At 65.7% G+C, this 25,318-nt stretch carries 26 protein-coding genes; 6 read left to right on the top strand and 20 right to left on the bottom strand.

All coding sequences use genetic code 11. The annotated features are described in order from the left end of the window. Window positions 1-146: 146 nt before the first annotated feature. Together galA and VGM20_04150 are read right to left on the bottom strand one after the other, a co-directional pair. The gene (gene galA, locus VGM20_04155; protein ID HEY4100053.1) at window positions 147-2,597 is read right to left on the bottom strand and encodes a beta-galactosidase GalA; all 2,451 of its coding nucleotides are present in this window, start codon (window positions 2,595-2,597) and stop codon (window positions 147-149) included. A 55-nt stretch (window positions 2,598-2,652) separates the two neighbouring features. Further along, on the bottom strand, window positions 2,653-2,967 hold the full coding sequence (locus VGM20_04150) for a DUF3175 domain-containing protein (GenBank protein ID HEY4100052.1): 315 nt from the start codon (window positions 2,965-2,967) through the stop codon (window positions 2,653-2,655). Window positions 2,968-3,116: 149 nt separating this feature from the next. On the opposite strand from VGM20_04150, the gene VGM20_04145 reads away from it, so the two are divergent. Further along, complete coding sequence (locus VGM20_04145) at window positions 3,117-5,579, top strand: hypothetical protein (protein ID HEY4100051.1); 2,463 nt, start codon at window positions 3,117-3,119, stop codon at window positions 5,577-5,579. A 32-nt stretch (window positions 5,580-5,611) separates the two neighbouring features. On the opposite strand, the gene VGM20_04140 is transcribed toward VGM20_04145, so the two are convergent. The 4 genes from VGM20_04140 to VGM20_04125 all read right to left on the bottom strand — a co-directional run bounded on the left by VGM20_04140 (window position 5,612) and on the right by VGM20_04125 (window position 8,645). Beyond that, the gene (locus VGM20_04140; GenBank protein HEY4100050.1) at window positions 5,612-6,736 is read right to left on the bottom strand and encodes a hypothetical protein; all 1,125 of its coding nucleotides are present in this window, start codon (window positions 6,734-6,736) and stop codon (window positions 5,612-5,614) included. 253 nt (window positions 6,737-6,989) lie between these two features. Further along, on the bottom strand, window positions 6,990-7,274 hold the full coding sequence (locus VGM20_04135; GenBank protein ID HEY4100049.1) for a hypothetical protein: 285 nt from the start codon (window positions 7,272-7,274) through the stop codon (window positions 6,990-6,992). 44 nt (window positions 7,275-7,318) lie between these two features. Next, complete coding sequence (locus VGM20_04130; GenBank protein ID HEY4100048.1) at window positions 7,319-7,684, bottom strand: VOC family protein; 366 nt, start codon at window positions 7,682-7,684, stop codon at window positions 7,319-7,321. 127 nt (window positions 7,685-7,811) lie between these two features. Beyond that, window positions 7,812-8,645: a hypothetical protein gene (locus VGM20_04125; protein ID HEY4100047.1), complete on the bottom strand. Its 834-nt coding sequence runs from the start codon at window positions 8,643-8,645 to the stop codon at window positions 7,812-7,814. Window positions 8,646-8,873: 228 nt separating this feature from the next. Here VGM20_04125 and VGM20_04120 point away from each other — a divergent pair, with 228 nt between their 5' ends. Both VGM20_04120 and VGM20_04115 read left to right on the top strand, forming a co-directional pair. Further along, the gene (locus VGM20_04120) at window positions 8,874-9,389 is read left to right on the top strand and encodes a hypothetical protein (GenBank protein HEY4100046.1); all 516 of its coding nucleotides are present in this window, start codon (window positions 8,874-8,876) and stop codon (window positions 9,387-9,389) included. A 9-nt stretch (window positions 9,390-9,398) separates the two neighbouring features. Next, window positions 9,399-10,376 carry an MBL fold metallo-hydrolase gene (locus VGM20_04115; GenBank protein HEY4100045.1) on the top strand — a complete coding sequence of 326 codons (978 nt, stop codon included), beginning with the start codon at window positions 9,399-9,401 and terminating at the stop codon, window positions 10,374-10,376. Window positions 10,377-10,412: 36 nt separating this feature from the next. Here VGM20_04115 and VGM20_04110 read toward each other — a convergent pair whose 3' ends face one another. The 9 genes from VGM20_04110 to thiO all read right to left on the bottom strand — a co-directional run bounded on the left by VGM20_04110 (window position 10,413) and on the right by thiO (window position 18,984). Then, window positions 10,413-10,964 (bottom strand): hypothetical protein, encoded by a 552-nt coding sequence (locus VGM20_04110; protein ID HEY4100044.1) that lies wholly within the window; start codon window positions 10,962-10,964, stop codon window positions 10,413-10,415. Continuing rightward, complete coding sequence (lipB, locus tag VGM20_04105; protein HEY4100043.1) at window positions 10,957-11,643, bottom strand: lipoyl(octanoyl) transferase LipB; 687 nt, start codon at window positions 11,641-11,643, stop codon at window positions 10,957-10,959. The genes VGM20_04110 and lipB overlap by 8 nt, the downstream gene beginning before the upstream one ends. After that, window positions 11,640-12,107 carry a hypothetical protein gene (locus VGM20_04100; GenBank protein ID HEY4100042.1) on the bottom strand — a complete coding sequence of 156 codons (468 nt, stop codon included), beginning with the start codon at window positions 12,105-12,107 and terminating at the stop codon, window positions 11,640-11,642. The genes lipB and VGM20_04100 overlap by 4 nt, the downstream gene beginning before the upstream one ends. Next, window positions 12,104-13,504 (bottom strand): dihydrolipoyl dehydrogenase, encoded by a 1,401-nt coding sequence (gene lpdA, locus VGM20_04095; GenBank protein HEY4100041.1) that lies wholly within the window; start codon window positions 13,502-13,504, stop codon window positions 12,104-12,106. Before lpdA ends, VGM20_04100 begins: the two co-directional genes overlap by 4 nt. A 36-nt stretch (window positions 13,505-13,540) precedes the next feature. Then, window positions 13,541-14,806, bottom strand: coding sequence for a dihydrolipoamide acetyltransferase family protein (locus tag VGM20_04090; protein ID HEY4100040.1), 1,266 nt, complete (start codon window positions 14,804-14,806; stop codon window positions 13,541-13,543). Between the two features lie 4 nt (window positions 14,807-14,810). Continuing rightward, window positions 14,811-15,791: a pyruvate dehydrogenase complex E1 component subunit beta gene (locus VGM20_04085; GenBank protein HEY4100039.1), complete on the bottom strand. Its 981-nt coding sequence runs from the start codon at window positions 15,789-15,791 to the stop codon at window positions 14,811-14,813. After that, complete coding sequence (gene pdhA, locus VGM20_04080) at window positions 15,791-16,810, bottom strand: pyruvate dehydrogenase (acetyl-transferring) E1 component subunit alpha (protein HEY4100038.1); 1,020 nt, start codon at window positions 16,808-16,810, stop codon at window positions 15,791-15,793. Before pdhA ends, VGM20_04085 begins: the two co-directional genes overlap by 1 nt. Before the next feature lie 10 nt (window positions 16,811-16,820). Then, on the bottom strand, window positions 16,821-17,765 hold the full coding sequence (lipA, locus tag VGM20_04075) for a lipoyl synthase (GenBank protein HEY4100037.1): 945 nt from the start codon (window positions 17,763-17,765) through the stop codon (window positions 16,821-16,823). Window positions 17,766-17,868: 103 nt separating this feature from the next. Continuing rightward, complete coding sequence (thiO, locus tag VGM20_04070) at window positions 17,869-18,984, bottom strand: glycine oxidase ThiO (GenBank protein HEY4100036.1); 1,116 nt, start codon at window positions 18,982-18,984, stop codon at window positions 17,869-17,871. A 91-nt stretch (window positions 18,985-19,075) separates the two neighbouring features. On the opposite strand from thiO, the gene VGM20_04065 reads away from it, so the two are divergent. Next, window positions 19,076-19,297, top strand: a complete 222-nt coding sequence (locus tag VGM20_04065) for a hypothetical protein (protein HEY4100035.1) — start codon at window positions 19,076-19,078, stop codon at window positions 19,295-19,297. Window positions 19,298-19,344: 47 nt separating this feature from the next. Here VGM20_04065 and VGM20_04060 read toward each other — a convergent pair whose 3' ends face one another. From VGM20_04060 to VGM20_04040, 5 genes are read right to left on the bottom strand one after another with little or no spacing between them, the layout of a single operon-like run. Continuing rightward, window positions 19,345-19,818: a hypothetical protein gene (locus VGM20_04060; GenBank protein ID HEY4100034.1), complete on the bottom strand. Its 474-nt coding sequence runs from the start codon at window positions 19,816-19,818 to the stop codon at window positions 19,345-19,347. A gap of 2 nt (window positions 19,819-19,820) precedes the next feature. Further along, the gene (locus tag VGM20_04055; GenBank protein HEY4100033.1) at window positions 19,821-20,546 is read right to left on the bottom strand and encodes a DUF3108 domain-containing protein; all 726 of its coding nucleotides are present in this window, start codon (window positions 20,544-20,546) and stop codon (window positions 19,821-19,823) included. Then, window positions 20,543-21,328: a glycosyltransferase family 2 protein gene (locus VGM20_04050; protein ID HEY4100032.1), complete on the bottom strand. Its 786-nt coding sequence runs from the start codon at window positions 21,326-21,328 to the stop codon at window positions 20,543-20,545. Before VGM20_04050 ends, VGM20_04055 begins: the two co-directional genes overlap by 4 nt. Then, entirely contained in the window at window positions 21,325-22,371 is a 1,047-nt protein-coding gene (locus VGM20_04045) for a glycosyltransferase family 4 protein (GenBank protein ID HEY4100031.1), read from the bottom strand. The genes VGM20_04050 and VGM20_04045 overlap by 4 nt, the downstream gene beginning before the upstream one ends. A 13-nt stretch (window positions 22,372-22,384) precedes the next feature. Continuing rightward, window positions 22,385-23,107, bottom strand: a complete 723-nt coding sequence (locus VGM20_04040) for a gamma-glutamyl-gamma-aminobutyrate hydrolase family protein (protein HEY4100030.1) — start codon at window positions 23,105-23,107, stop codon at window positions 22,385-22,387. Window positions 23,108-23,240: 133 nt separating this feature from the next. Here VGM20_04040 and VGM20_04035 point away from each other — a divergent pair, with 133 nt between their 5' ends. Together VGM20_04035 and VGM20_04030 are read left to right on the top strand one after the other, a co-directional pair. After that, the gene (locus tag VGM20_04035; GenBank protein HEY4100029.1) at window positions 23,241-23,774 is read left to right on the top strand and encodes a hypothetical protein; all 534 of its coding nucleotides are present in this window, start codon (window positions 23,241-23,243) and stop codon (window positions 23,772-23,774) included. Next, complete coding sequence (locus tag VGM20_04030) at window positions 23,771-25,297, top strand: peptide MFS transporter (protein ID HEY4100028.1); 1,527 nt, start codon at window positions 23,771-23,773, stop codon at window positions 25,295-25,297. The genes VGM20_04035 and VGM20_04030 overlap by 4 nt, the downstream gene beginning before the upstream one ends. Window positions 25,298-25,318 lie beyond the last annotated feature (21 nt).

The raw sequence follows: 25,318 nt of genomic DNA, 5'->3' as shown, positions 1-25,318 counted from the left end.
TTGAGTACGCCGAACGCCGGCGATTGGTTACACGAGTGCCGAGCTGTTCTGCGGGTCAGATGCTTCGGATCAGGCGGCCGTTGCAGATGACGTCAGGTGAGACACGTGGAAGCGTCGATCCCGTTGGTCTTATCGCGGCAGGCGCGCTACTCGACCGCCAGCCGGGCGGGGGCGCCAGCCGCCTCGACCGTCACACTCGCCGGGCGAAGCCCCGGTGCGGTGGCGTCGATTCGAATTGATCCCGGAAGCTTCGCGCCCTGGATGATGGCGCAACAGAGACCGTTGAAGGCGCGGCGCGTCGAGCCCTTGTCCGGCTCATGACTGCTTGGGTCGCCGTTGCCGACGCCGATCAGCGCCGCCGGGGAATTCACGCTGAACGAGATCTGGTCATCGGCGGTCGGCACGACGCGACCGGCAGCATCGACGACCCGCACTTCGAGCACCACGACATCTTCACCATCGGCGCTGATTCGAGTGCGATCGGGCCGCAATGCGATCGCCGCGGGCGCGCCAGTCGTCTCGCGCACGTCGGTAATCGTCATCGTGCCGTTCGTGAAGCCGCGCGCCTCGATTTTCCCCGGCGCATACGGGACTTTCCATGCGACGTGCGAATTGCGATGCATCGGAAGCTTGCCGAGCGACTGTCCGTTCACCAGCAGTTCAACCTCGTCGACGTTGGCATAGACCCACACATCGATCGACTCCCCCTCGCGACCGGCCCAGTTCCAGTGCGGAAAGAGATGCAGCACCGGTGCGTCGCCCCACCACGCCTGATAGTAGTAGAAGAGGTCCTTCGGAAATCCGCAGGTATCCATGATGCCGAAGTGCGAGCTGATGCACGGCCATTTGTACGGCGTCGGCTCGCCGCGATAGTCGAATCCGGTCCAGACGAACCCGCCGGCGAGAAAGGCGCGGGCGTCGAAATAGCTCCACCACTCCTCGGCGAGCGCACCCCATCCCGGCTTGTTGACATCATACGCGGCGAGGTAGCCGCGATCCTTGTCGTTGGCGTAGATCCCGCGCGTGGACAGAGTGCTGGCCACTTCAGTGCCCATCAGCGGCTTGGCCGGGAATTGTTTGTGAATCGCATCGATGTCGCCCAGGAAATAGTTGAATCCCTGCACATCGACTACCGAGGTGAATCCTTTTCCCCAGCTGCCGTTCATCGCCGCGGTGACGGGCCGGGCCGGATCCAGCCGATGCGCCAGGCGCCGCAGCGTGCTCGCCATGCGCGCGCCGCGATCGTTCCCCTGATCGGAACCCTCCTCGTTGGCGAGTGACCATGCGAAGACCGACGGGTGATTCCTGTCCCGGCGAATCATCCGCTCGAGTTGGCTCGTCCCTTCGGCCTCGGACGAGAAGGTCCGGTTTTCGTCGAGGACCAGCATGCCTAGCCGGTCGCAGGCGTCGAGGAGTTCGGGCGTCGGTGGGTTATGCGACGTGCGATAGGCGTTGGAGCCCATCGCCTTGAGCCGCTCGATCCGATACGACTGCAGCCGGTCCGGGAGCGCCGAACCGACGCCGGCGTGATCCTGGTGGTTGCACGTCCCCTTCAGTTCGACGCGCTTGTCGTTGAGGAAGAATCCCTGATCCGGGTCGAAGCGCATCGTCCTGATCCCGAACGGCGTGGTGTAGCGATCGACCTCCCGGCCGGCAACTTCGACCGTGGTCACGAGGGTGTGCATCGCGGGATCGTCGATCGACCAGAGGCGCGGGGCGCGAACGGCGAGATCGACGGGGACGGTGCGCTGGTCCCACGGATCGACGCGAACCGGCGCGGAGCGGGCGGTCGAGATCGTTCGTCCGGTGCCGTCGAGAATCGATTGCGCCACGACACACTGGACCGCGTCGCCGCTCTCGTTGCGCAGGTCGGTCGCGGCGTGGACCGTCGCCGATCCCCGGGCGACGGTCGACGTGACGTACGTCCCCCACTGTCCCACATGCACCGGCGCGGTCTTGACGAGCCACGCGTGCCGGTAGATCCCGGCCCCTTCGTAGAACCATCCTTCGCGTTCGGTTGCGTCGGCGCGGACAACCAGCACGTTGCGCCCGCCGGTTGTCACGATGTCGGTGACGTCGGCGGTGAACGGGGCGTAGCCGCTGAAGTTGCGGCCGACGAGATGGCCATTGAGCGCGATCAGCGCATCGCGGTAGATCCCGTCGAACTCGAGCGTGATCCTGCGGCCGGCATCTCCTGGCGGCAGCGTGAAGACGCGGCGGTACCACCCGATGCTCGTCGCCGGGAAGTTTCGGCCGACGGGGTGGTGGCCGGCGTCGTTGAGTTCGTCGGCGGGGTCGAACGGCAGCTCGACCACCCAATCGTGCGGCAGGTTGACTTGCCGCCACGCGGAGTCATCGAAGGTGAGGCGTGACGGACGGAAGAGACCGCCGGATTTGTCGAATTCGCTGCCGGCTCCGAACCCGAAATCCTGGGCGGGATCGCTGGCGTGGCCCAGGTGGAATCGCCAGCCGAAATCGAGGAGGAGCCGTTCGCGACCTGCGGTCGGTGCGTGGCCGCGGGGGAGCCGCGCCACCCATGGAGTGAGCGACGCGGCGACACCGCTTTGAATCACGCTGCGACGGGACCAGCTGGCCATCAGGGATCTCCGGTTGATGATCGGGCGGGTCAACCGGTCAAAGTTACCGGCTTGTTCAGGGGCGCGCGGACTCCTTCCCGAACTGCCGTCGCAACTCGGTCTTGGCCCGCTCGAGCACGGCCCGCTGTGCCGCGTTGAGTGAGGCGCCTGCGCGATTGATATAGAAGTTCAATGTCGACATCGCCGAGCGGAACGGACTGGTCTTGCGGTGACGGCTCCGGAGGGCCGAGCGCTTGAGCGAGCCGGCGATGCGAGATGGATTGGACCAGGTGAGGACCTGCGGATCAAGGATCATGGCGCTGCTGTGACTTGCGACATCCCGGGACGACCGGCTGTAGCGGCGCCCGGTGTCTCGTCCGTGACGAACCATCCAAGCCTCCTGTTGTGGGGTGTCTTTTTCAAGACGTTCATGCCGACAAATCGACCACACATCGTCCAACGTCCGGCCTTGGCTGAGCGTTACATCACTGGCATCTTTTGCTCGCCGCCCAGCGGCTCCGCCACCACTGCAAGGTCTCAATGACACGTCCCGACATGGTTCAGCCGGACACGTTGCCGGCGCCTGCGCGCGTCCTCCCGTGGCTCCCCGTCCTCTTCATCGGCAGCGGCTGCGCCGCCCTGATTTACGAAATTGTCTGGTTCCAGCTGGTCGAGCTCGTGATCGGGTCGTCAGCGGTTTCTCTCGGCGTTCTCCTCGGCACCTTCATGGGCGGGATGTGCCTCGGCTCGCTGCTCCTGCCGCGCTTTATCTCGCCGCGCGAACATCCGCTCAGAGTATACGCCTTTCTCGAAGCCGGTATCGGACTGCTCGGCCTTCTCATTTTGTTCGGCCTTCCTGCGCTCGGCAACCTCTACGCTTCAGTATCGGCAGGAGGATTCCTCGGGATCTGCCTGCGGGGACTTTTCTGCGCCGTCTGCCTCCTCGTCCCCACGATGTTCATGGGAGCGACACTTCCCGCGGTGGCTCGCTGGGTCGAGGCGACGCCGCTTGGCGTGTCGTGGCTCGGTTTCTTCTACGGGAGCAACATCGTTGGTGCCGTGGTCGGATGCCTTCTTGCCGGCTTCTATCTCCTGCGTGTGTACGACATGGCGACGGCGACCTATGTCGCGTTCGCGATCAACATGGCCGTTGCGGCGACTGCCTTCCTGCTCGCGCGCTGGGCACCCCGCGCCGCGCCACCGACGATGCGGCCGCTGATCTCGGCGCCGGGGGCTCGCGTCGTGTACCTCACCATCGCGCTCTCCGGCCTCACGGCGATCGGCGCGGAAGTGGTCTGGACCCGGCTCCTGTCGCTGATGCTCGGCGCGACGGTCTACACTTTCTCGCTGATTCTCGCGGTGGTGCTCGTCGGCCTTGGTGCGGGGAGCAGTGCCGGCGCGTATCTCGCACGGGTGGTGAAGAATCCGCGCGCGGCCCTCGGCTGGTGTCAACTACTCCTGCCAATTGCGATCGCCTGGACGGCATACCTGATTGCGCGGTCGCTGCCGTACTGGCCGGTGAATCCTTCGCTCACTACCGATCCGTGGATCACCTTCCAGTTCGACCTGATGCGATGTGCGTGGACGATCCTCCCCGCCACCGTGCTGTGGGGCGCGTCCTTTCCGCTGGCGATCGCCGCGGCCGCAGAGCCGGGCGACGACACCGGACGACTCGTCGCACGCGTCTACGCGGCGAACACCGTCGGCGGGATTGTGGGTGCGATCGGGTTCAGCATGATCGCCGTTCCGGTCTTCGGCACCGAGAATTCGCAGCGGTTGATGATCGTGATCGCCGCGATCGCCGGCCTCACCATGCTGCTGTGGGATCGGGCGCGTCCGCTCATCGAGGCAACGCCGGCATCGCGATGGCGCACGCCGTCGCTTGTGGTGATGGGGGTGGTCGCAATCCTCCTTGCGCGCGGAGTCGCGGCGGTGCCGCCCGGATTGATCGGTTACGGCCGCTTTCTCGCGACCTATACGACCCTGCCGAAGTTTCTCTTTACCGGCGAAGGGATGAATTCCTCGATCGCCGTATCCGAACTCGCGAACGGCTACCGGAACTTCCACGTGAGCGGCAAGGTGGAGGCGTCGTCGGAGCCACAGGACATGCGGTTGCAGCGCCTCCTCGGGCATCTCTCTTCGCTGGTGCAGGGAGATCCCAAGACGGTCCTGGTGGTGGGCTTCGGCGCCGGGGTGACGGCAGGGACGTTCGTCCTCTACCCCGGAATCAAGCGGATCGTGATCTGCGAACTCGAACCGCTGATCCCCAAGTCGATCGGGCCGTACTTCACCAAGGAGAATTACGACGTCCTGCACGATCCGCGGGTGCAGATCGTGTACGATGACGCGCGACACTACATCCTGACGACCAGGGAGAAGTTCGACATCATCACGTCGGATCCGATTCATCCGTGGGTTCGCGGGGCGGCGACGCTCTACACCAAGGAATACCTCGATCTCGCCCGCGAGCATCTCAACCCGGGTGGCGTCATGACGGAATGGGTGCCGCTGTACGAAAGCCACACCGATGCGGTGAAGAGCGAGATGGCGACCTTCCTCGATGCGTTCCCGGGCGGGACCGTGTGGGCCAACAACGAGGACGGGGCGGGATACGACCTCGTGATGCTCGGTCAGCCGGGGCCGACGCACATCGACGTCGCCGCGGTGAGCAAGCGCCTCGAGGATCCTGCCGACGCGCCGATCGTTGCGTCGTTGCAGGAGGTCGGGATTACGTCGCTCTTCGACCTCTTCGGGAGCTATGCCGGTGAGCGTGCCGATCTGGCGCCGTGGCTTGCCGGGGCGCAGATCAACCGCGACCGGAACCTCAAGCTGCAGTACATCGCGGGGCTGGAAAACGACTCGTATGACAACGCCGCGATCTTTCAGGACTTCGCACAGTACCGGCGCTTTCCCGACGACCTCTTTATCGCCAGCGACGAATGGAAGACGACGCTGAGCGGCGAGGCCGGACTCAAGCGCACAACGACAACGGGGGCCCCGTAAGGAGCCCCCGCTGGCGTCCTGCGGTCACCTGATTACTGGAAGAGGCCGAGCGTTTCCGTGGCCGGATCGATGGTCAATCCGCTGCGCTCGAGCATCGGCCCGAGCGCGATGTCCATCTGGTATTCCTTGTTGTTGTGATCGACCTTCGGCCAGTCATGGATATCGTCGGGGGCGAAGAGACCGCCCATCACTCCCATGACGCCCATGATCGGCTCGTTGGTCTTGTTCTCGTAGACGGCGACGAGACGATAGGAGCGGCCTGCGCGGAGGTGCGGACCGCGACCCTTCACCGCGAGCAGCTGGCGTGACACCCCGATGACTTCGCCGGTCGAGTCGTGCAGCGTGTGCACTCGCGCGAGCACCTTGCCCGTCTTCACATCTTCGAGCCGCATCTCGACACCGTGATCGTGCATGTGTCCGCCGACGCCGAGGAGGCGGCCGCTCACCGGCACCTTGAATTCATAGGTCTTGGAGTTCCCGCCCGGTGGCACCATGTACGAATCGGGAGAGCCGGGGGTGTTGTTGACGTCGACCTTGAACGGCAGTGCCGCCACCGGGCGCGGGGTCAGGTTTTCGGGGGCGGTGATCAGCTCGAAGCGAAGATTGATCCCGTCGAGTTCGTGACCGGTATCGTTGTTCCACATCAGAAAGACACCGACCTGCTGTCCCGAGTCCATCGGCACGCCGACGGTGCGGGGCAACTTGATCGCGGCAGTCTCCTCGCCGATGCCCAACACGCGCTCGGCCATCGGATAGACCAGCTGGCGGCGATCGAAATTCACGAACTCCATATGATGCATGGTGCGCTGCGGCATCACGCGGCCGTTCTTGTCGGTGATCGTCAGCTTGAATCCGCGCAGCCACATGTCGTGCGGCCAGGGAAACTTGACCAGCAGGAGTTCCTGATGTGATTCGTGTCCTCCGCCCATCCCGTCCATCATCATCGGCACCTCGCCATCCATCATCATCGGCGGAAGATTCCACGGCCCGGTGGTGACGACGACGTGGTGTGTATTGGAATCGACCGTCACATGCACAGGAGCGTGCTTCAGTGGCGGCATATCCATGTTCGCCATGGACGCGGCCTGCGCGCTCACCTGCGATGCACCGAACACGAGCGCTGACGCAATGCCGGACCACAGCCGAAGTCGGCCCATTGAAGCTCCGTCGTCCTGAGGATAGAACCCGGGAGGTGCCGGATTCGCGACCGCAATGTCAAGGACGGTACGCCGAAGGTCAAGGTGTTCGGCGTTCGTGACAACGGCATGACAGCAACGGCCGCGTCATCCTGCGTGATCGTGCAGCGATGAACGAGTGACGATCGGGGAAAGTTTCGGTGTGGTGAAGCAGGTGGTTCCGCGATCCGGTACGGTACGGAAGCATGGAGCGCGCAGTGCCGGGGAACTCGAATCAGCGTCGCGCAGCAGTCAGGTATCGGTCAGCGAGCTGCTCGGCGCGCTCATCACCGCGCGCAACTGCCGCGGCGCGAATCTGCTCGAAGTGAGCGACAAGACTCGCGTCGCCCCACGCAATCCCCGTCGCCTCTTCCGCCGCAGCGGTCTCGCCGACGAGTGCACCGTGCATCAGCGCCGTGGCGGCGGCGGCGCGAAACCCCGGATCATCGCGCTCGGGAAGCCGAAACGTAGGGCGGGGTAGATCGGGCGGCTCATCCTTTGGCGCGAATGCGCGGGACATCCCACTCCTCCGTCACGCGCGATCTCCTGGCCAGCAGCGGACTCTCACGACTTTCCCATCTGGGCGAAGCCGACGATGTGCCCTCCGGGCTCGCGCACATAGATCTCGGTGCTCCCGTAGAAGGTCTCGTGCTTCGCCTTGACGATCGGCGCACCGGTCAACGCGCTCGCTGCTGCATTGATGTCGTCGACCGCGATGAAGAGGACGACCGACTTGCCATCTAGTTCCTTCGCCGTGCCGGGCAGGTCCGCTTCGACGCTGGCGCGCGTCTGGTACATCACCTCGATATCACCGAGCTCGACGGACGCGAAGACGAGGATGCCGTCGAGGCCCGGAACCTGGTGGCGCAGCGTGAAGCCGAACCGCGAGACCCAGAACTCCACACACGGCTCGATGCGGTCGACGATCATCACGGGAGTGAGTTTTTCGAGGCGCACAGGGCACCCTTTCACGTTGATGGTAATTCCAGCCGACAACCATACCGAACAAATGCCGAAAAAGGCAAGGGGGATCCCGGCCCTCCTTCGGCCACCGCGATCACTGCGGAATCCAGGTGATCGTGCTTCGCAACTGGGTCACGCCGGTTCTGGGGATCGCAACCGGGGTCACGTGCCCATGCATCGCCTCCGGGCCGATCGCGATCCCGTAGGGAAGGCGGTTCTGGTCGAGGCGAAAGGTCATCGCGAGACCGGCGGTGACCATCACGGGGCTCTGGATGACGACCGAGGAGTGCCCCTGGGCAAACTCCCACAGTGCATCGAGATCCAGGTCGTCACGTTGCCGCGATCCCTTGCGAATCAGGATCCGCCTGTCGGCGAAGGTCCACCCGAGCGAGGCGGGGTCATCACTGTTGTCTGCCATGTACCAAGGCGAGGCCGGCGACACCAGCAGACCGCCCTGCAGCCATTGCGGCCGGTTCTCGTCTGCCGGCTTGATCTCCGCATACCGCGACGGAGTTGCCGCGGTACCGGTGAAGCCGATGCGCCAGCTCGCAGCCTTTGCGGTCCCGCGCGCCGTGTCGCTCCGGACGATGTCTTCCCAGATCCAGAGTCGGATCACGGTGCCAGCTGCCGGCGGCGAGACCACGACGGTGTGCAACCCGTCCTGTCGCGAGACGAAATGCATCCGGGCGGTCTGGGCGCCGCTGTCAGTCGGCACCAGCAGGTCGGGTTGATCCGCATGGTCCCGTGGTGCCACAACGACCCGTGCATTAGCGGGCCAGACCGCGATTCGGTAGGCGCCATCCCGATGCAGCTCGACGGTGACCGTGTCGCGGAATGGCGCCGCGAAGGCCGGATGCGCGAGCAGCCTCGCGCCGGGAGCCGAATCGGCCAGTTGCGCGCGTGCCGTCTGCAGCGAGCACACCGCCATTGCTGCGAATGCGACCGCGAATCGGTGTCGCGTTGCCCGCGCGGTCGAGCGGTGCCCTGAGCATTCCATGCATTCGTTGACGCATCGGACGGCGAGATACTCACATCCCGAGGCGCTGGCGACTTACCCGACTCGAACCACGGGGCACCAGTTCGGGCGCGCTCACGCCGGATATTTGCAAGCGAGCATCATCCGCCGCTTGGCGCCTTCCCGTTCCCCGGAGGTCAGATGACCGCTGACTTGTCAGTTCGCGGCACCGCACGTCCCGTCGCACTGTCGCATGATCGACTCGCATCACGCTACGTGGTGGCCGGGTTGATGGTCGCGGTGCTGGATCTCTCCTTCGCGGCGACCTACTGGGTCGTCCTGCGTGGCGCGATCACCTTTCCCCGGCTCCTGAAAGGGATTGCCGCCGGTGTGCTCGGTCGCGCCGCGCTGCAGGATGGTGCATCGGTCGCGTGGCTCGGCCTGCTGGTGCATTGCACCGTTGCCTTTGGATGGACTGCGCTCTTTCTCCTGATGCGCGCCCGGTGGCCTGCATTTCGTCGCGCGCTGTCGACGCAACGGGGAATCGTCAGCATCGGTGTCGCATACGGCGCGTCTGTCTGGCTCGTGATGGATTTCATCGTGATACCGCTCAGTGGTGCCACACCGACGCCGCTCTCCTCGAGCTGGTTCTACATCTGCCTTGTGTGGCACATGATCGGCGTCGGGCCGCCGATGGCGATCATCCTGCGAGACTAACTTTCGGCGATGGGATCACGCAGCGATCATTACGACGGTCGGCGCTTCTTCAATCCCGGCGGAAGCGCCGGCCCTTCGCCACGGACCATCGTGCGGATGATGCGCGAGCCTCGCGCTCGGTGGCCGAGGTCAGTACCGGTGTCGCCGGTGCAGGCTCCCCCGATGGGCCTCGGAGCGGCGGCGCAGGTGACCTATGTCGGCCATGCGACTTTCCTGATTCAGACGCCGGCCGGCAACATCCTCACCGATCCGATCTGGTCGCCACGCGCGAGCCCGGTGGGATTCGCCGGCCCAAGGCGCGTGCGAGCTCCCGCGATCGCGTTCGGCGATCTCCCCGAGATCGCCGTCGTGCTGCTCAGTCACAATCACTACGATCACTGCGACATTCCCACGCTGCGTGCCTTGCAACGCCGATTCTCGCCGTGGGTCGTGACCGCGCTCGGCAACGGCGCCCTGCTGCGGCGCATCGGAATCCGGCAGGTCAGCGAACTCGATTGGTGGGACGTGCTCCCCCTGGATGGCATGACCATCACCTCAACTCCGGCGCGGCACTTCTCCGCCAGGACACCCTGGGATCGCAATCGCGCGCTCTGGTGCGGGTTCACCATCGAGCTGGCGAGCGTGTTGCTCTATTTCGCTGGTGACAGTGCATACGGGCCGCACTTCACGGCAATCGGCGAACGGATCGGCGCCCCCGATCTCTCCCTGATTCCGATCGGAGCGTACGAGCCGCGCTGGTTCATGGCGGCGCATCACATGGATCCGGCCGAGGCGGTCACCGCGCATCTCGACCTGGGGAGCCGGCGCAGCGTCGGAATGCACTTCGGCACCTTTCAGCTCACGGCCGAGGCGATCGACGCACCAGCGGAAGCGCTCGCCGCTGCACGGAGCGCTCATGGCGTTGCCGAGACGGTGTTTCGCGCGCCGACGTTCGGTGAAATCATCACCGTGCCGGAGGTGCCGACCGCCTCGATTTCTGGGGAGTGAAGGTGCTTGCGGGTCATCGGGGAACTCCCCGATGGATCAATCGTCGCGCGGAACGGGTGGACGTCCCTTGCCGGCGTATTGTGCCTCGATGCGGGAGTAGAGATCGTCGGCGCCGATCACGCCCTTGACCGAGGCGATGATCCCCGCGACGACATCCTCCGCCCAGTACTCGTCGGGGCGATCCGGTTCCGCGATGTCCATTCTCTTGCGCTGCAGAAACGAGATCGCGGTCTGCACCCACTCCGCCTGCGCCGACGCCACCAGCGACCAGGAGCCGGTCGCGCGCAATTCCATCTCGGCGAGCATGTCGAGCTGTTCCTTGAGCTCGCGCGCGATCGGTCCGGTGCGCAGGCGGTCGGCGACCTGGGTCAGCACGGCCTTCCGTTCGGATTCCTGCGGTTCGGGGAGCGGCGCGAGGTAGTGGCGCTGGTCGGCGACCATTTCGGCGAGCCGGATGCACACGGCGCGAATGGCCGGCGTGAGGGAAGGCGGTGCTTCCGCGGCCCACGACCCCGCTGCACGCAGGATTGCCGTGATCCGTTCATCGGCACCAGCGGTCACCCGCGCGGGATCGATCGGCTCAGCCATGCGTGGAAGAATACACGGGCCGCGCGTTGCGGGCGAAGGTCTCGGCGAACGCCTCGGAGACCGCCGCTATCGTGCGCCGCCAGAGCGCCTGATCCGATTCACCTGAATCAGTTTCCTGTCGTACCGATGTCATCTGGACTCCGTGAATTCCGCACGGCACGATCAGGTCGAACCACGACAGATCAGGGTGCACGTTGAGCGCGAAGCCGTGCAGCGTGACCCATTGCTTCACGTGGATGCCGATGCTGGCGATTTTCCGTCCGCCGGTCCACACGCCGGTCTTGCCCGGATTCCGCTCTGCACTGATTCCCAGCTGGCCGAGTGCGTCGATCAGCACCTGTTCGAGGGTGCGCAGATACCAGTGGAGATCTTCGTGGTAATTCGACAGCAGCAGCACCGGGTACCCGACCAGTTGCCCGGGGCCGTGCCACGTGACGTCGCCGCCGCGTTCGATCTCGACGACCGAGGCCCCTCGCGCCAGGAGATCCTCCGCGGGGAGCGGGAGCGACGTCTCGAGTGCGCCGCGACCGAGGGTGTAGACCGGATCGTGCTCGACGAGCAGCAGCGCGTCGCGCGGCACCGTCCCGTCGATGCGCCCGAGCCGGAGGGCGCGCTGTCGTTCGAGGGTGACCGCATACGACTCGTGGCCCAGGTCGACGATGTCGAGTGGGAGGGTCATCGGGCACTCACCGCTGACCGCCAGCCGAGCCAGAGCGCTATCATAACGGATACTATAGCGAGCACCAGGAGGGCCGGCCGTCCGGCGGCGCCGTACAGCATCCAGGTGGCGACCATCGCGAGCGAGGTCCCGCCGAGACCGGCCACCATCGCCAGCGCACCGCGGCGGTAGGTCGAGGGAATTGGCCACATGAGGAGCCACGCAGTCACGGCGGTGAAGGCAAGCCCGAGCACCATCCCGTACACCACGAAATTGACGTCGGCGGAATGCGGGTTGACCTGGGCGGCCGACCGCACCGTCGAGCGCTCGCGGGCATAGCTCTGGATGATGGTGAGGATCGCGAACCAGAGGCACGAGGCCGCGGCGGCGGACCCCATCGCAAGGAGCGCCGTGCCGATGCGATCCTCCTTGGGGGCATCGGGGCCGACCGGCGAGAATTCCGGACGGAAGTCCGGCGCGCTCATATGTCGATCGCGCGGCCCATCGAATCCAGCGCCGCCTGCCCGATCGCTTCGGAGAGGGTCGGATGCGCGTGGATCGCGAGGTCGATCTCCTCGACGGTGTACTCGTTGGTCCGGGCCATCACCAGCTCGCCGATCATTTCCGAGGCGTGCCCGTTGACGATGTGCGCGCCGATGATTTCGCCGTACTTCTTGCCGCGGATGATCTTGACGAACCCGTCGGTCTCGTCGGTGGCGCGAGCGCGGCCGTTGGCGGAGAACGGGAAACGTCCCACGACGTATTCCATCCCCTTCGTCTTCGCCTGGTCTTCGGTGAGACCGACGCTCGCCACTTCGGGGTGACAGTACGTCACGCTCGGCACATTGGTGTAGTCGATTCCCTTCACGGTGTGCCCGGCGATCACCTCGGCGACGTGCTCGCCTTCGCGTGTCCCCTTGTGCGCCAGCATCGGCGGCCCGGCGACATCGCCGATCGCGTAGACCCCCTTCACCGAGGTCTGCAGCGTGACCGGATCGACCTGGATGAAGCCGCGATCGGTGAGCTTCACCCCGACCTTTTCCAGCCCGATATTCTCCGTGTTAACGGCGCGTCCGGCGGCCATCAGGACCTTGTCGGCGGTGACCGTCTGCTGCTTCCCTTCGATCTCGACCTCGAGCGACACGCTGGTGTCCTGGACCTTTGCCTTGACGACCTTCACGCCGGCGAGGACGGTGATGCCGCGCTTGCGGTAGCTCTTGGTGATCACGTCCGACGCCTCGGCGTCCTCGATCGGGAGGATGCGGGGAAGCGCTTCGATCAGCGTCACCTGCGATCCGAATGAGTGGAAGATGTCGGCGAACTCGGTGCCGACCGCACCGGCGCCCACCACCGCGAGCGTCTTCGGCGCTTCCTCGAGGAAGAGCGCTTCGTCGGAGGAGATCACCGACTTCTTGTTGATCTCGAGTCCGACCTGCGGAATCCCCTTGACCCGCGACCCCGTGGCGATGACGAGCCCCTTCTTCGCGGTGACCGTGTCGCTCCCGACCTGAACCGTGGTGGCGGAAGTGAGCACGCCGGTCCCCTTGAGGACCGTCACCTTGTTCTTCTTCATCAGGTAGTCAGCGCCCTTGGAATTCTGGTCGGCGACCTTGCGCGAGCGCCGCATCGCGACGCCGTAGTCGACCTTGACCTCACCGACCTCGATGCCGAGATCCTTCGCCTGCTTGCGGATTGTGTTCGCGGTCGACGCGCTGTAGAGCAGCGCCTTGGTCGGGATGCAGCCGATGTTGACGCAGACGCCGCCCATCTTGTCGCGTTCGACGAGCCCCACGGTGAGGCCGAGCTGCGCGGCGCGAATGGCGCACGGGTATCCGGCCGGGCCGCCGCCGATGATCACGATGTCGAAGGACTGATTAGCCACGAGCATGGACTCCGTGTGTCGAATGTGACGCCCTGATCACCAGACCAGGGCGAGCGGATTCTCCAGCATGCCGACCAGGGTCTTGAGGAACGCCGCACCGGTGGCGCCATCGATGACGCGATGGTCGCAGCTGAGCGTCATCCGCATCCGGCGCCGGACCACGACGGCGCCGTCCATCACGACCGGCTTCGGCTCGATCCGGCCGACAGCGAGAATCGCCGCTTCGGGGGGATTGATGACCGCGGTGAATTCGTCGATGCCGAACATGCCGAGATTGGAGATCGAGAAGGTCGCGCCGGTGTATTCCTCGGGCTTGAGCTTTTTCTCTCGCGCGCGACCGGCGAGCTCGCGCACTTCGCCTGCGATGGCGCGGAGCGTCTTCTGGTCGGCGTGACGGACGACCGGTGTGATCAACCCTTCCTCGACGGCGACCGCAACACCGATATGCACCTCGTGCCACTGCCGGACCTTGTCGTCCATCCACCAGGCATTGACCCATGGATGCAGGTGGAGCGCGGTCGCGGCGGCGCGAATCAGCAGATCGTTGAAGGAGAACTTGCCGGTTGAATCGAGTGCCAGGAGCGCTTCGCGAGCTTCGTGCGCGCGCTCCATGTCGACTTCGGCGGTGAGGTAGTAGGTCGGAATCGGCCCGATCGATTGCGCGAGACGCTTGGCGATCGTCTTCCGCATCGGGGAGAGATCGATGTCGCTGAACCCGGATCCGGTGACGGACTGTGCGGCGGCCTTGGGGACGGCGTTCTCGACGTCGCGCTTGACGATCCGCCCTTCAGGGCCGGAGCCGGCGACACCATTGAGATCGAGTCCGCGATCAGCGGCGATGCGCTTCGCCAGCGGCGACGCCTTGACGCGCCCGCCCGTTGTTGGTGCGGTTGGTGCGGTCGACGCAGTTGGTGCCGGAGCGGGCGCCGGGGGCGCGGTCCGCGACGGCACCGCCGCCGCCGCCGCCGTTGGAGCTGGTGCCGCGGGATGTGACGAGGAAGGTGCAGCAGGTGCCGGTGCCGGCGATGCGGCGGGAGCGCTATCGCCACCGGGCACCGCTTCGCCCGCGTTGCCGATCCACGCGACCGTCTCGGCCACGGGAACGGTGGCTCCGGCTGCAACCGTCTGCTTGAGCAGCGTGCCTGCGGCTCGCGCCACGAGCTCCATCACGGCCTTGTCGGTCTCGACTTCGGCGAGCACGTCGCCGGTCTGCACCGCGTCGCCTTCCTTCTTCTTCCACTCCACGAGGCGGCCTTCTTCCATCGTGGGCGAGAGCGCTTCCATCACGACCTTGGTCGCCATAGCCTCAGTTCCGGTAGCAGACCTGGTGGACGGCCGCGGCGATCCTGGTCGCGTCCGCCTTGGCGGCCTTTTCGAGATGCTTGTTGTAGGGCATCGGGACGTCGGCCTGATGCACGCGAATCACCGGAGCGTCGAGCTGGTCGAACGCTTCCCGCTGGATCACGTCGACGACCTGCGCGCCGACGCCGGCGAATCCCCATCCTTCTTCGGCGACAACGACGCGGTTCGTCTTCGCCACCGATGCGAGAATCGCGTCCTGATCGAGCGGCGTGATCGTCCGGAGATCGATCACCTCGGCGTCGATTCCCTCGTCGGAGAGGGTCTTCGCCGCGTTGAGCGCCGGGGCCACGGTCTTGGAGTGGCAGATGATGGTGACATCCTTGCCGGGGCGCTTGATATCTGCCTTGCCCAGCGGAATCAGGTATTCCTCATCGGGGACGTCGCCCTTCTGGTTGTAGAGCATCTCCCCTTCGATGAAAATCACCGGATTGTCATCGCGGATCGCCGATTTGAGGAGTCCCTTGGCGTCGGCCGGGGTCGCCGGCATGACGACCTTGAGTCCCGGAATGTGCGCGTACCAGCTCTCGAACGCCTGGCTGTGCTGCGCCCCGAGTTGCAGCGCCGCGCCGCCCGGTCCGCGCACCACCATCGGGCAGCCGATCTGGCCGCCGCTCATGTAGCGGATCTTGGCCGCCGCGTTGACGATCTGGTCGATGGCGAGGAGCGCGAAGTTGAACGTCATCACTTCGACGATCGGACGGAGGCCGACCATTGCCGCGCCAACGCCGATGCCGGTGAAGCCGAGCTCCGCGATCGGGGTGTCGACCACACGGCGCGGACCGAACTCGCGAAGGAGGCCCCGGCTCACCTTGTAGGCGCCATCGTACTCGGCGACTTCCTCGCCCATCAGGAAGACGCTGTCGTCGCGCTGCATCTCCTCTCGGAGCGCGGCGTTGAGGGCGTCTCGATAGGTCAGCGTCGCCATCAGTGGGGCTCCGGCGCGTACACGTTGGTCCAGAGCTCCGACGGATCGGGATCGGGCGATTCCTCGGCGAACTTGACGGCGTCGGCGACTTCCGCGACGACACTCGCCTCGACTTCCTGCACGCCGGCGTCGTCGAGCATGTCGAGGTCGCGCATGCGGCTCTCGAGAAGGACGATCGGGTCGCGCTGGCGCGAGGCGTCGAGTTCTTCCTTGCTCCGGTACGTGCCGCTCGCCGCATCCGACATCGAATGGCCCATGTAGCGGAAGGTCTTCACCTCGATCAGTGTCGGACCCTCGCCGGCGCGGGCGCGTCGCACCGCTTCGTCGGTCGTCTGCCGCACCGCGACGACATCCTGACCGTCGACTTCGACGCCTGGAATCCCGTAGCTCGCGGCGCGCTGGTGCAGGTCGGTGATCGAGGCGGCGCGCTTCAGCGAGGTTCCCATCCCGTAGCCGTTGTTCTCGATGATGAACAGCGCCGGAAGCCGCCAGAGCGCGGCGATGTTGAGCGTCTCGTGGAACGAACCGATATTCGCAGCAGCTTCACCGAAGTAGGTGAGCGAGACCTGATCGGTGTTGCGATACCGCGCGGCGAAGGCGAAGCCGGCGCCGAGAGGTATCTGCCCGCCGACGATCCCGTGGCCGCCCATGAAGTGCAGCGCCGCATCGAACAGATGCATCGAGCCGCCCTTGCCGTGTGAGCAGCCGGTCGCCTTGCCGAACAGCTCGGCCATCACCGATCGCGACGACAGTCCACGCGCGAGCGCCTGTCCGTGTTCGCGATAGGCGCTCACGATGTAGTCGTCGGCGCGGAGGGCCGAGATCGTGCCGACGGCAACCGCTTCCTGACCGATGTAGAGGTGACAGAAGCCGCCGATCTGGCCCAGCGAATATGCCTCTCCGGCCTTTTCCTCAAAGCGCCGGATCAGGATCATCATCCGCAGCCAGTCGCGATACTGGTCGACGTAGGGAGCTTCGGTGCCGCGCCGTCTGGCGCGCGCGGGGGACTCGACTGCCATCACGCATTCCTCATTGGTGAGTCGCGGCCTTCTTCTGTTCCCATGCGTGGTACGACGACCGGGTGAGCGGCGAGGACTGCACGTGCGTGAAGCCCATGCGCATGCCGAGTACCGCGAGTTCGTCGAATTCTGCCGGGGTGTAGTAGCGAACGACCGGGAGATGCGCCGCCGAGGGACGCAGATACTGGCCGATTGTCACGATGTTCACGTCGCTGCGCCGCAGGTCGCGGAGGCAGGTGATGATTTCGTCCCACTCTTCACCCATACCGACGATGATTCCCGACTTGGTTAGGGCGTCGGGATCGAGCGTCCGGGCATTGGCGAGGAGCGTCAGCGCCCGGTCGTACCGGCCACCGGGGCGCGCGAGCCGATAGAGGCGTTCGGCGGTCTCGAGGTTGTGATTGAGAATGTCGGGCCTGGCGTCCATCACGATCCGGAGCGCGTCGAGCGATCCCTTGAAGTCGGGAATCAGCACTTCGACCGAGGTTTCGGGGAGGCGCTGCTTGATCTCACGGATGCAATCGGCGAACGCCTCGGCGCCGCCGTGCTCGAGATCGTCCCGGTCGACCGAGGTGATCACCACGTGCTCCAGCCCCATCTGTTCGACCGCAGAGGCGAGCTTCGCCGGTTCGGTCGGGTCAAACGCGGCAGGGGTCCCATGCGACACGGCGCAATAGGCGCAGTTCCGGGTGCAGACATCGCCGAGAATCATGAACGTCGCGGCCTTGTGCTCCCAGCAGTCGCCGATGTTGGGACAACGAGCTTCTTCGCAGACGGTGTGCAGCCCCAGGGTCCGCATCATCGACTTGATATGCAGGTACGAAGGGCCGCCGGGTGCCTGCACCTTGAGCCAGGATGGCTTGCGAACCGGGGTGAACGGCATCACCGAGCCCGACGCCGACTGCGGTTCGGCCACCATCGATCCGTGGGTCAGTTGCACCAGCGGTGCGGCCACCCGAACTCCTTGCACAGCACAGGGTTGACGCGCGCAATCGCAGTCGCGCGCAAGCCCATCAAGATAGCGCCGATTGAAGTTCGATCCTAGGGAATCGGAACGGTCAGGACCAATCCCAGAAGCGGGAAGGGCGGAAGGGGAGGAGTTCGTCGGGGAGCGGGTCGCCACGCAATCCCCGGGCGATCAACTCGCCGGTTATGCCGGCCAGGAGTATGCCGTTGCGACCATGTGCGGTCGCGTACCAGAGCCCGGCGAGTCGTGGCTCGGGACCGATGATCGGCAGGCCATCTGGCGCCGCCGGACGGAGGCCGGCCCAGCGGCGGATCGGGTCGTTGCCGATCAGGCCAGGGTAGACGCGCATGGCGCGTGTGTGGAGATCGGCGACCCCTTCCGCGGTGACGGACGCGTCGAATCCGGCGTGTTCAACTGTCGCGCCGACCAGCATTTCGTTCCCGCGCTTGAGGAGATAGCAGTGCTCGCCATAGATGACGGCCGGTGCGGCGCTCGCCGGCCACGGAAAGGCGATCATCTGTCCCCGGACCGGCTCGACGGAGAGCGGTCGCGGCAGATTGGCGATCCTGCCGGACCATGCCCCGGCGGCGATCACCACGGCGCCGCATGCGTGGATTCCGCTCCCGGTCTGGACGCCGTTGAGTCGGTCGCCAGTGCGATCGAGCGCCGTGACGCTCGACGCGACAAACCGGGCGCCGTGCGCCACGGCGTCGGCCTTGAGCGCTGCGACGAGCCGCTCAGGATCGACCGCGCCATCCTCCGGCGCCCAGAATCCGCCGAGGGAGGGGGCGAGCCACGGCCACCCCTCGGCGACCTCGAGCCCGCTCAGCCAGTCGGCGCGATGTGCCTGCTGACGTTGCCAGGCGACGCGTTCGAGCATGCGCTCGATCTCGGCCTCGTGACGCACCAGTTGAAGGACACCGCATTCCATCAGTCCGATGTCGATTCCGGTCGCGGATCGCAGTGGCGCAGCATTGCGGTGAAAAAACGCGCGACCAGCCAGGGCAAGCTTGAAGAGAGGGTCGTCAATCTCGGTCTCGACCTGCGCGGCGAGCATCCCCGCCGAGGCCCGCCACCCTTCGCCGGCCGGAGCGGGCGACGCCCCTTCGAATACGGTGACGCGAGCACCGGCATGCGCCAGCGCACGGGCACACCCCGAGCCGATCGCCCCGCCACCGATGATTACGACGTCAGAAAGCGCGGGCATACGGTGCGGGTTGAAACCTCAATCGGAGGGGCCACGTATTCTTCTTCGAGTATCGGTTCAGAGCGGTTTCCCAGTTTCGGCGGAGTCTAATATGGTTCGGACGATCGGTGGTTTCGCGGTGCTCGCCGTGGTCGCAATGATCGGCTTCAGGATCCTGATGGGGCTGCTCGGCACCGTGGTGGGGCTGCTGGTGACCGTGCTCTGGTGGGCTTTTCTCGGCTTCGTGGTCTACACCCTCCTCAAGATCTTCGCGCCGGGGGTGGCCCAGCGGATTCGGGACGCCATCCGGGGGACGTCGTCGAGCGCGGCCTGATCTTCCGGCAGTGAACGCCGGCACCGACCTGGTGCCGGCCAGCGTCATCAGGGATTGGTCGCCGGCGGAATGGTCGACGAATGCAGTTCGAGGATTCGCCAATCACCGCTTCGGGTCCGGGCGATAACCAGCGTCGCCCACCCCTCGACAATCCGGCCGCCAGCATCGTTCGGCATCCAGCGATACTGCACGCTTCCCCACACAAAGTTTCCCGTCACGGCAAAGCGACTCGACCCCATTTCGATCGAGCCGTCGGCCGAAACGCCGGCGAGCCGAGGAGGGTCCGCGCGAGGGGCACCGTTGGCAATCACTTCCGAATCGGGGATATAGGTCGAATCCGGGGTGGTCAGCTTCGCGTCGGCCGCGAACGCGACCTGGATCATCGCGTGGGCGATCGAATCGGCCTGCAACGAGCCGACGCTGATCGGGATCGCGCCAGGCGGGAGGATTGGTGGCGGCGCATGATGGCAGCTCGTTGAGACGAGCAGCAATGCGGCGAGGACCGCGGGGCGCTGCATCACGATCAGTGCGCCAGCGTGACCCGGCGCATGCGGAGCGTGATCGCGCCGACGGAATAGTTGGACCGGATCTGTACCGGGAGGCGCAGGCCGTCGTCGGTCAGCCAGAGCCGTGCGTCGTGATCCCGGGCAAACATCCCGTTCGGCTCATCGACGATCGGATGAAGGATCCAGCAGTACCGGCGGGTACCGTCGTCGAGCGAGACCATTTCGCGGCCGAGCACATCGATGCTGACCGGGTTCTTGTCCATCCGGTAGTAGTGCGAGAAATCGTAGTGGGCGTGCTCATGCAGCGGCGTGGTGCGCAGGAAATAGATGAACGCGAGATCGTCGATCGGATCATGGGGCGTCGGGTGGTGCGTGGTATCGCCGCTGGAACGATAGAAGCCGGAATCGGGGAAGATGGCGAATTCGCTGGTCTTTCCGTCGATGACCTTCCGGTACTTGAGCGACTCGAACGGATCGATCGCGGTCCACGAATCGAGGGCGGTGCTGCTGTGAAACATCAGCACCGCGACATTCATCGCCAGCGAGAAGTGCCACGCCTTTGCACCTCGCACATCGTCGACGCCGACGACCTTCAGCGTGACATGGCCGGGGCTGAGAAATTTGTAGTGGCCGACGTATTCGATCGTCTCGCCCACGCCGAACGGCGATGGTGCGGCGGAGATCGGCGCCGGTGCCATTGCGAGCGATTGCGCGAGCATCGTGCCGACGACAAACGGAATCACGCGGCTTCCTGACCTCTCGGCGTCGCCTGCTGCCCGCGTTCCGCCTTCTGCCCGGCCGGTGGCGCGGGAAGGAGGCTGCGAGCGGCCCAGAGGGCACGAGCTCTCGCCCACGGTGCGTGGCGATGCGCCCGGGTGTGACGGTCGAGGCGTTCGGTCACCGGTACCACTTCAACCCGGCGCGATCCCGCGGCGGCCCAGCCCAGCAGCTGCGCATTCGCCGCCCAATCCTGGGTGGTGAGCCAGCGACCCTCGCAGTCGCGAAACGCATTGCGCAACGAGACCAGCCGGAACGCGGCGAATCCGGAGACGACGTCGCGCACTCCGGGAATCCTGGCGTGCCGGCCGAGAATCCGGGGAGCCCACTCACGCACGCGCCGATCCCATTTTCCCACGTCGCCGGTGAGGGTGGCTTCGCCGACCACCAGGTCGGCGCCGCTGTCGATGTGCTTGAGGAACTCGGGGAGTGCGTCGGGGTCGACGGCAAAGTCGGCGGGCATGACCACCGCGATATCGCGCTTGTGACGATCGGAACGCGTCAGCGCTTCCTTGAGCAGACCTTCGACGGTTGCCGCATATCCCTGATGTGATGGCGACCGCAGCACGACCAGCGGGAGCGCCTTCTGGTACGGCTCGAGGACCTCCTGGGTGCTGTCGGTCGACGCGTCGTCACCGACGAGCAGGAGATACTCTCGCGACGATGCTTCGAGCACGCGACGGATCTTCCACAGGAGAAGTCCCACCGTGGCTTCCTCGTTGTATGCCGGAATGCAGAAGTAGATCATGCCCCATCTCGGGTGGACGCCACGGAACGATACACGCGGCGCGTGCGCTCCACCAATTGTTCGACGGTGAAATGTCGGGCGGCCGCGCGACCCTCCGCGGCGAGACGCGCCAGGACTTCCGGCGCCTGGAGAAGTTCGTCGATGACGCGAGCAAGTTCGGCGGGTGCGTCGCGCGGAACGATGACGCCGCCGCCGAGGGCCACCGTGTCAGGGAGACCGCCCGCGTCGCTGACGATGAGGGGAACACCGCAGGCCAGCGCTTGCAGGGCGGCCGATCCGAGTCCCTCGCTGCGCGATGGCTGCACTGCGAGCGCTGCACCGGCGAACGCCTCGTATGCCGCGCGAGGCGGGGTGAATTCCACCAGTCCCGCGAGGTCGAGGCGGTCGCGATGCGCCTCGAGCGCCGCCCGTTCGCTGCCATCGCCGACAATCCGCCAGCGGACGAGCGGATGGATAGTGCGCACGATGGCCGCTGCGTCGAGGAGCGTGTCGATCCCCTTTTCCGCTTCGAGTGCCGCAACGCAGGCGATCACCGGACCGCCCTCATCGCCCGCATCCTCGAAGTGATCCGGGATCCCGGCTGGATCGATCGCATCGGGAATCAGGTGAATCCGATCGGAGAGGACTCCGGCTCGTGCCACCTCGGCGCGGACGGCGTTCGAGATCGCGATCACCGCTGCCGCACGCCGGAATCGCCGGGGGCTGTGGATCGGAAAGATCACCCGCCGCGTGACGACGAGCGGCCGGCGCCGGATGCGGGTCACCGCGTCGGCGAGCGCAAACGCATGGTTGTCGTGGGCGTGGATGATCGTATCGGGCCGGACCAACCGGAGAAGGCGTATGGCAACGCGCGGGTCGAGTCCGATGCGCCATCCGACCTCTTCCACCGCAACGCCGGCGTCGCGAAGGCGCGCGGCAAGCGTTGTCGCGGTGCCGGTGATCACGACGGTCGGCACGCCTGCGTCGTGAAGGCCTGCGGCGAGGAGGAGGACCTGATGCTGTCCGCCGCGCCACTCGCGGCCGCTGGCGACATGGACGATCATCGGACTGCCGTGATCAGTTTCGTCGGGCCGCGGCGATCAGGGCGGAGAAGAGCTTGAGGTCTGCCGCGTCGGGGTTGAGCGCCAGTTCCTCGGGATGCCATTGCACCGCCACGATCCAGTCATGCGGATCGGCGCTCTCGATTCCTTCGATGATGCCGTCGGGCGCGGTAGCCGTAACCACGAGTCCCGCGCCGACCGTGTCGACAGCCTGATGGTGAAACGAATTGGCGTCGAACGACGTCGCTTCGAGAATCGCCGCAAGGCGGGAGTGTTCGGTGATGGTGATCGGATGGGCGCGAACGTCGCGCTGCGTCGGCGAATCGTGATTGATGGCGCTGCTGCGCTGCGCGGCGATATCCTGGATCAGTGTGCCGCCAAACGCCACGTTGCAGAGCTGGATGCCGCGGCAGATGCCGAGGATCGGGAGATCCCTCGCGCGCGCTTCGGCAACGAGGGCGAGTTCATTTGCATCACGCCGCGGATCGAGGGTGCCGAGCTTCGGATGTGGTACCGCGCCGTAGTGACAGGGGTCGACGTCTTCGCCGCCGGTCAGCAGGAGGCCGTCGCAGTCGCCGAACAATTCGACGGTCTGCTCGCGGGAGAGCTCGGGAACGAGGAGAATCGGAAGGCCCCCGGCGGCGAGTACTGCACGGACATAATTGACGTTGACGCCGGTGCGCGTCTGCCCATCCCATTCGCGCGTCACGCCTGCCACACCAATTCGCGGTCGGCTCATCGGAATCCCCACGGTCGTCTTCGGCAATCTCGGCGCGCCCTTGGCGCCGCGTTGCAATCTACCCGTCGTCTCCGTTGCTTGACCATGCCGCAGTCCGTGGGGTAGCATTCCCCGTTCCCCATCCACAGCGCGCATGGAATTCGACGATATCAAGGCTGAATTTGATCGGATCCTGGCATCCGTGTCGCGCGGGTCGAACCGCGAGCAGGCAGCGGGGCTGCGTGCGGCACTGGTGGAGTTCAAGGTCGGCATCGGCGTCCTGCGCGACACGCTGGCGCGCGCCGAGCGCGAGCTCGACGGGGCACGCCGCGAGTCGGCGGACTATGCTCGGCGGGGACAGCTCGCCGGAGAGATCAACGACGCGGAGACGGTCAGGATCGCGACGGAGTTCACCGCTCGCGCCCAGGAGTGGGTCGACCTGCTGGAGCGGAAGGTGATCGTCGTGCGCGACGAACTGGCGATGGCCGAACGCGAGTACGAATCGACTCGGGAGCGATTCCAGGCGGCGTCGCGCGGCGTGCCGTTCGACGCATCACCGGCCGAGGTCGCTCCAGGCACGGCGGAGACGACTGCGGCCGACAGGCTGGCGAACGACCAGCGTGCTCGTGACGCCGCAGTGGAAGCCCAGCTGGCCCATCTCAAGAAGAAACTGGGAGAGACCAAGTGAATCAGGCTCCGCAGACGGGATTCTTCGGCCAGCCAGCCGGTTTGCGCACGCTCTTCTTCGCCGAGATGTGGGAGCGGTTCTCGTACTACGGCATGCGCGCGATCCTCGTACTGTTCATGACCGCGCCGATCGCCGCCGGCGGGTTCGGGTGGACGCCGGCCAAGGCCGGTCCAGTATACGGGGTGTACACCTCGATGGTCTACCTGCTGGCGCTGCCGGGCGGCTGGATCGCGGACCGCGTCCTCGGCGCGCGCAAGTCGGTGTTCTGGGGCGGCGTGATCATCATGCTCGGGCACATTTCACTCGCTGTCCCTTCGATCAATTCCTTCTATCTCGGCCTGGTGCTGATCGTGATCGGGGTCGGCCTGCTCAAGCCGAACATCTCGACCATGGTCGGCCAGCTGTACGCGCCGGAAGACGAACGCCGCGACGCCGGTTTCTCGATCTTCTACATGGGAATCAACCTCGGCGCGATGATTTCGCCGCTGGTCGTCGGATATCTGGCGCAGAGCGAAGGGTGGCGGGCGACGCTGAGCAGCTGGGGGATCCGCCCCGAGACATCATGGCATTGGGGGTTCGGCGCCACCGCGGTGGGGATGTTCCTGGGGCTGATCTGGTACGTGGTCGACCGGAAATCACTGGGTGAAGCGGGACTCCATCCCGCGGTGACGTCGCCGGAGGATGCCGTCATCGCGAAGCGGAAGCTGTGGCGATCGCTGACGGGCGTCGCCGCCGCCCTCGTGATCGTCTGCGGGCTTCAGGCCGCAGGAGTCATCGCTCTCACGACCACGTCGGTGTCGAACATCTTCGGCGTCGGTCTCCTCGTCCTGGTCGTGGTCTTCTTCGCATGGCTCTTTCTGAGCGCAAACTGGACGCCGGAGGAACGACGGCGGCTGGTCGTGATCCTGGTGCTCTTTCTCGGTGCCGCGGTCTTCTGGTCGGTATTCGAGCAGGCCGGGTCGACGCTGACGCTTTTCGCCCAGAACAGCACTCGCAATTCGGTCTTCGGCCACGAATTCCCATCGAGCTGGTGGCAGTCGATCAACTCGGGGTGGATCGTCGTGCTGGCGCCGGTCTTCGCGTGGATCTGGGTCTGGCTCGGGCGGCGCAATCCATCGAGCCCGGCGAAATTCGCAATCGGCCTGCTGCTGGTGGCGTTGTCGTTCTACATCATGGTGCCGGCCGCAGTGCTCGCCAATGGCGGCCACCGGGTAGGGTGGTGGTGGCTGATGAGCAGTTACTTCCTCGCCACTGCCGGCGAACTGTCGTTGAGCCCGGTGGGATTGTCGGCGATGACGCGGCTGGCGCCGAAGCGAGTCGCGTCGCTGATGATGGGGGTCTGGTTCCTGGCAGATTCGGTCGGGAATTTCATCGGCGGCCGCGTCGCCGGCGTGTACGAGAAGTTCTCGCTTCCGACGCTCTTTGGCGGTGTTGCGACCTATGCGCTCATCTTCGCCGTCATCCTTGCGCTGCTGGTGAATCCGATCAAGCGGATGCTGGCGCAGTCGGAAACGGCAGGGTGATCTCCGCTCCGTAGCGCCGAG

The organism is Gemmatimonadales bacterium (assembly GCA_036500345.1).
In the GTDB taxonomy this organism is placed as follows: Bacteria; Gemmatimonadota; Gemmatimonadetes; order Gemmatimonadales; family GWC2-71-9; genus Palsa-1233.
The sequence above is the reverse complement of the archived record's forward strand: the minus strand, read 5'-3'. Positions and strand labels throughout refer to the sequence as shown.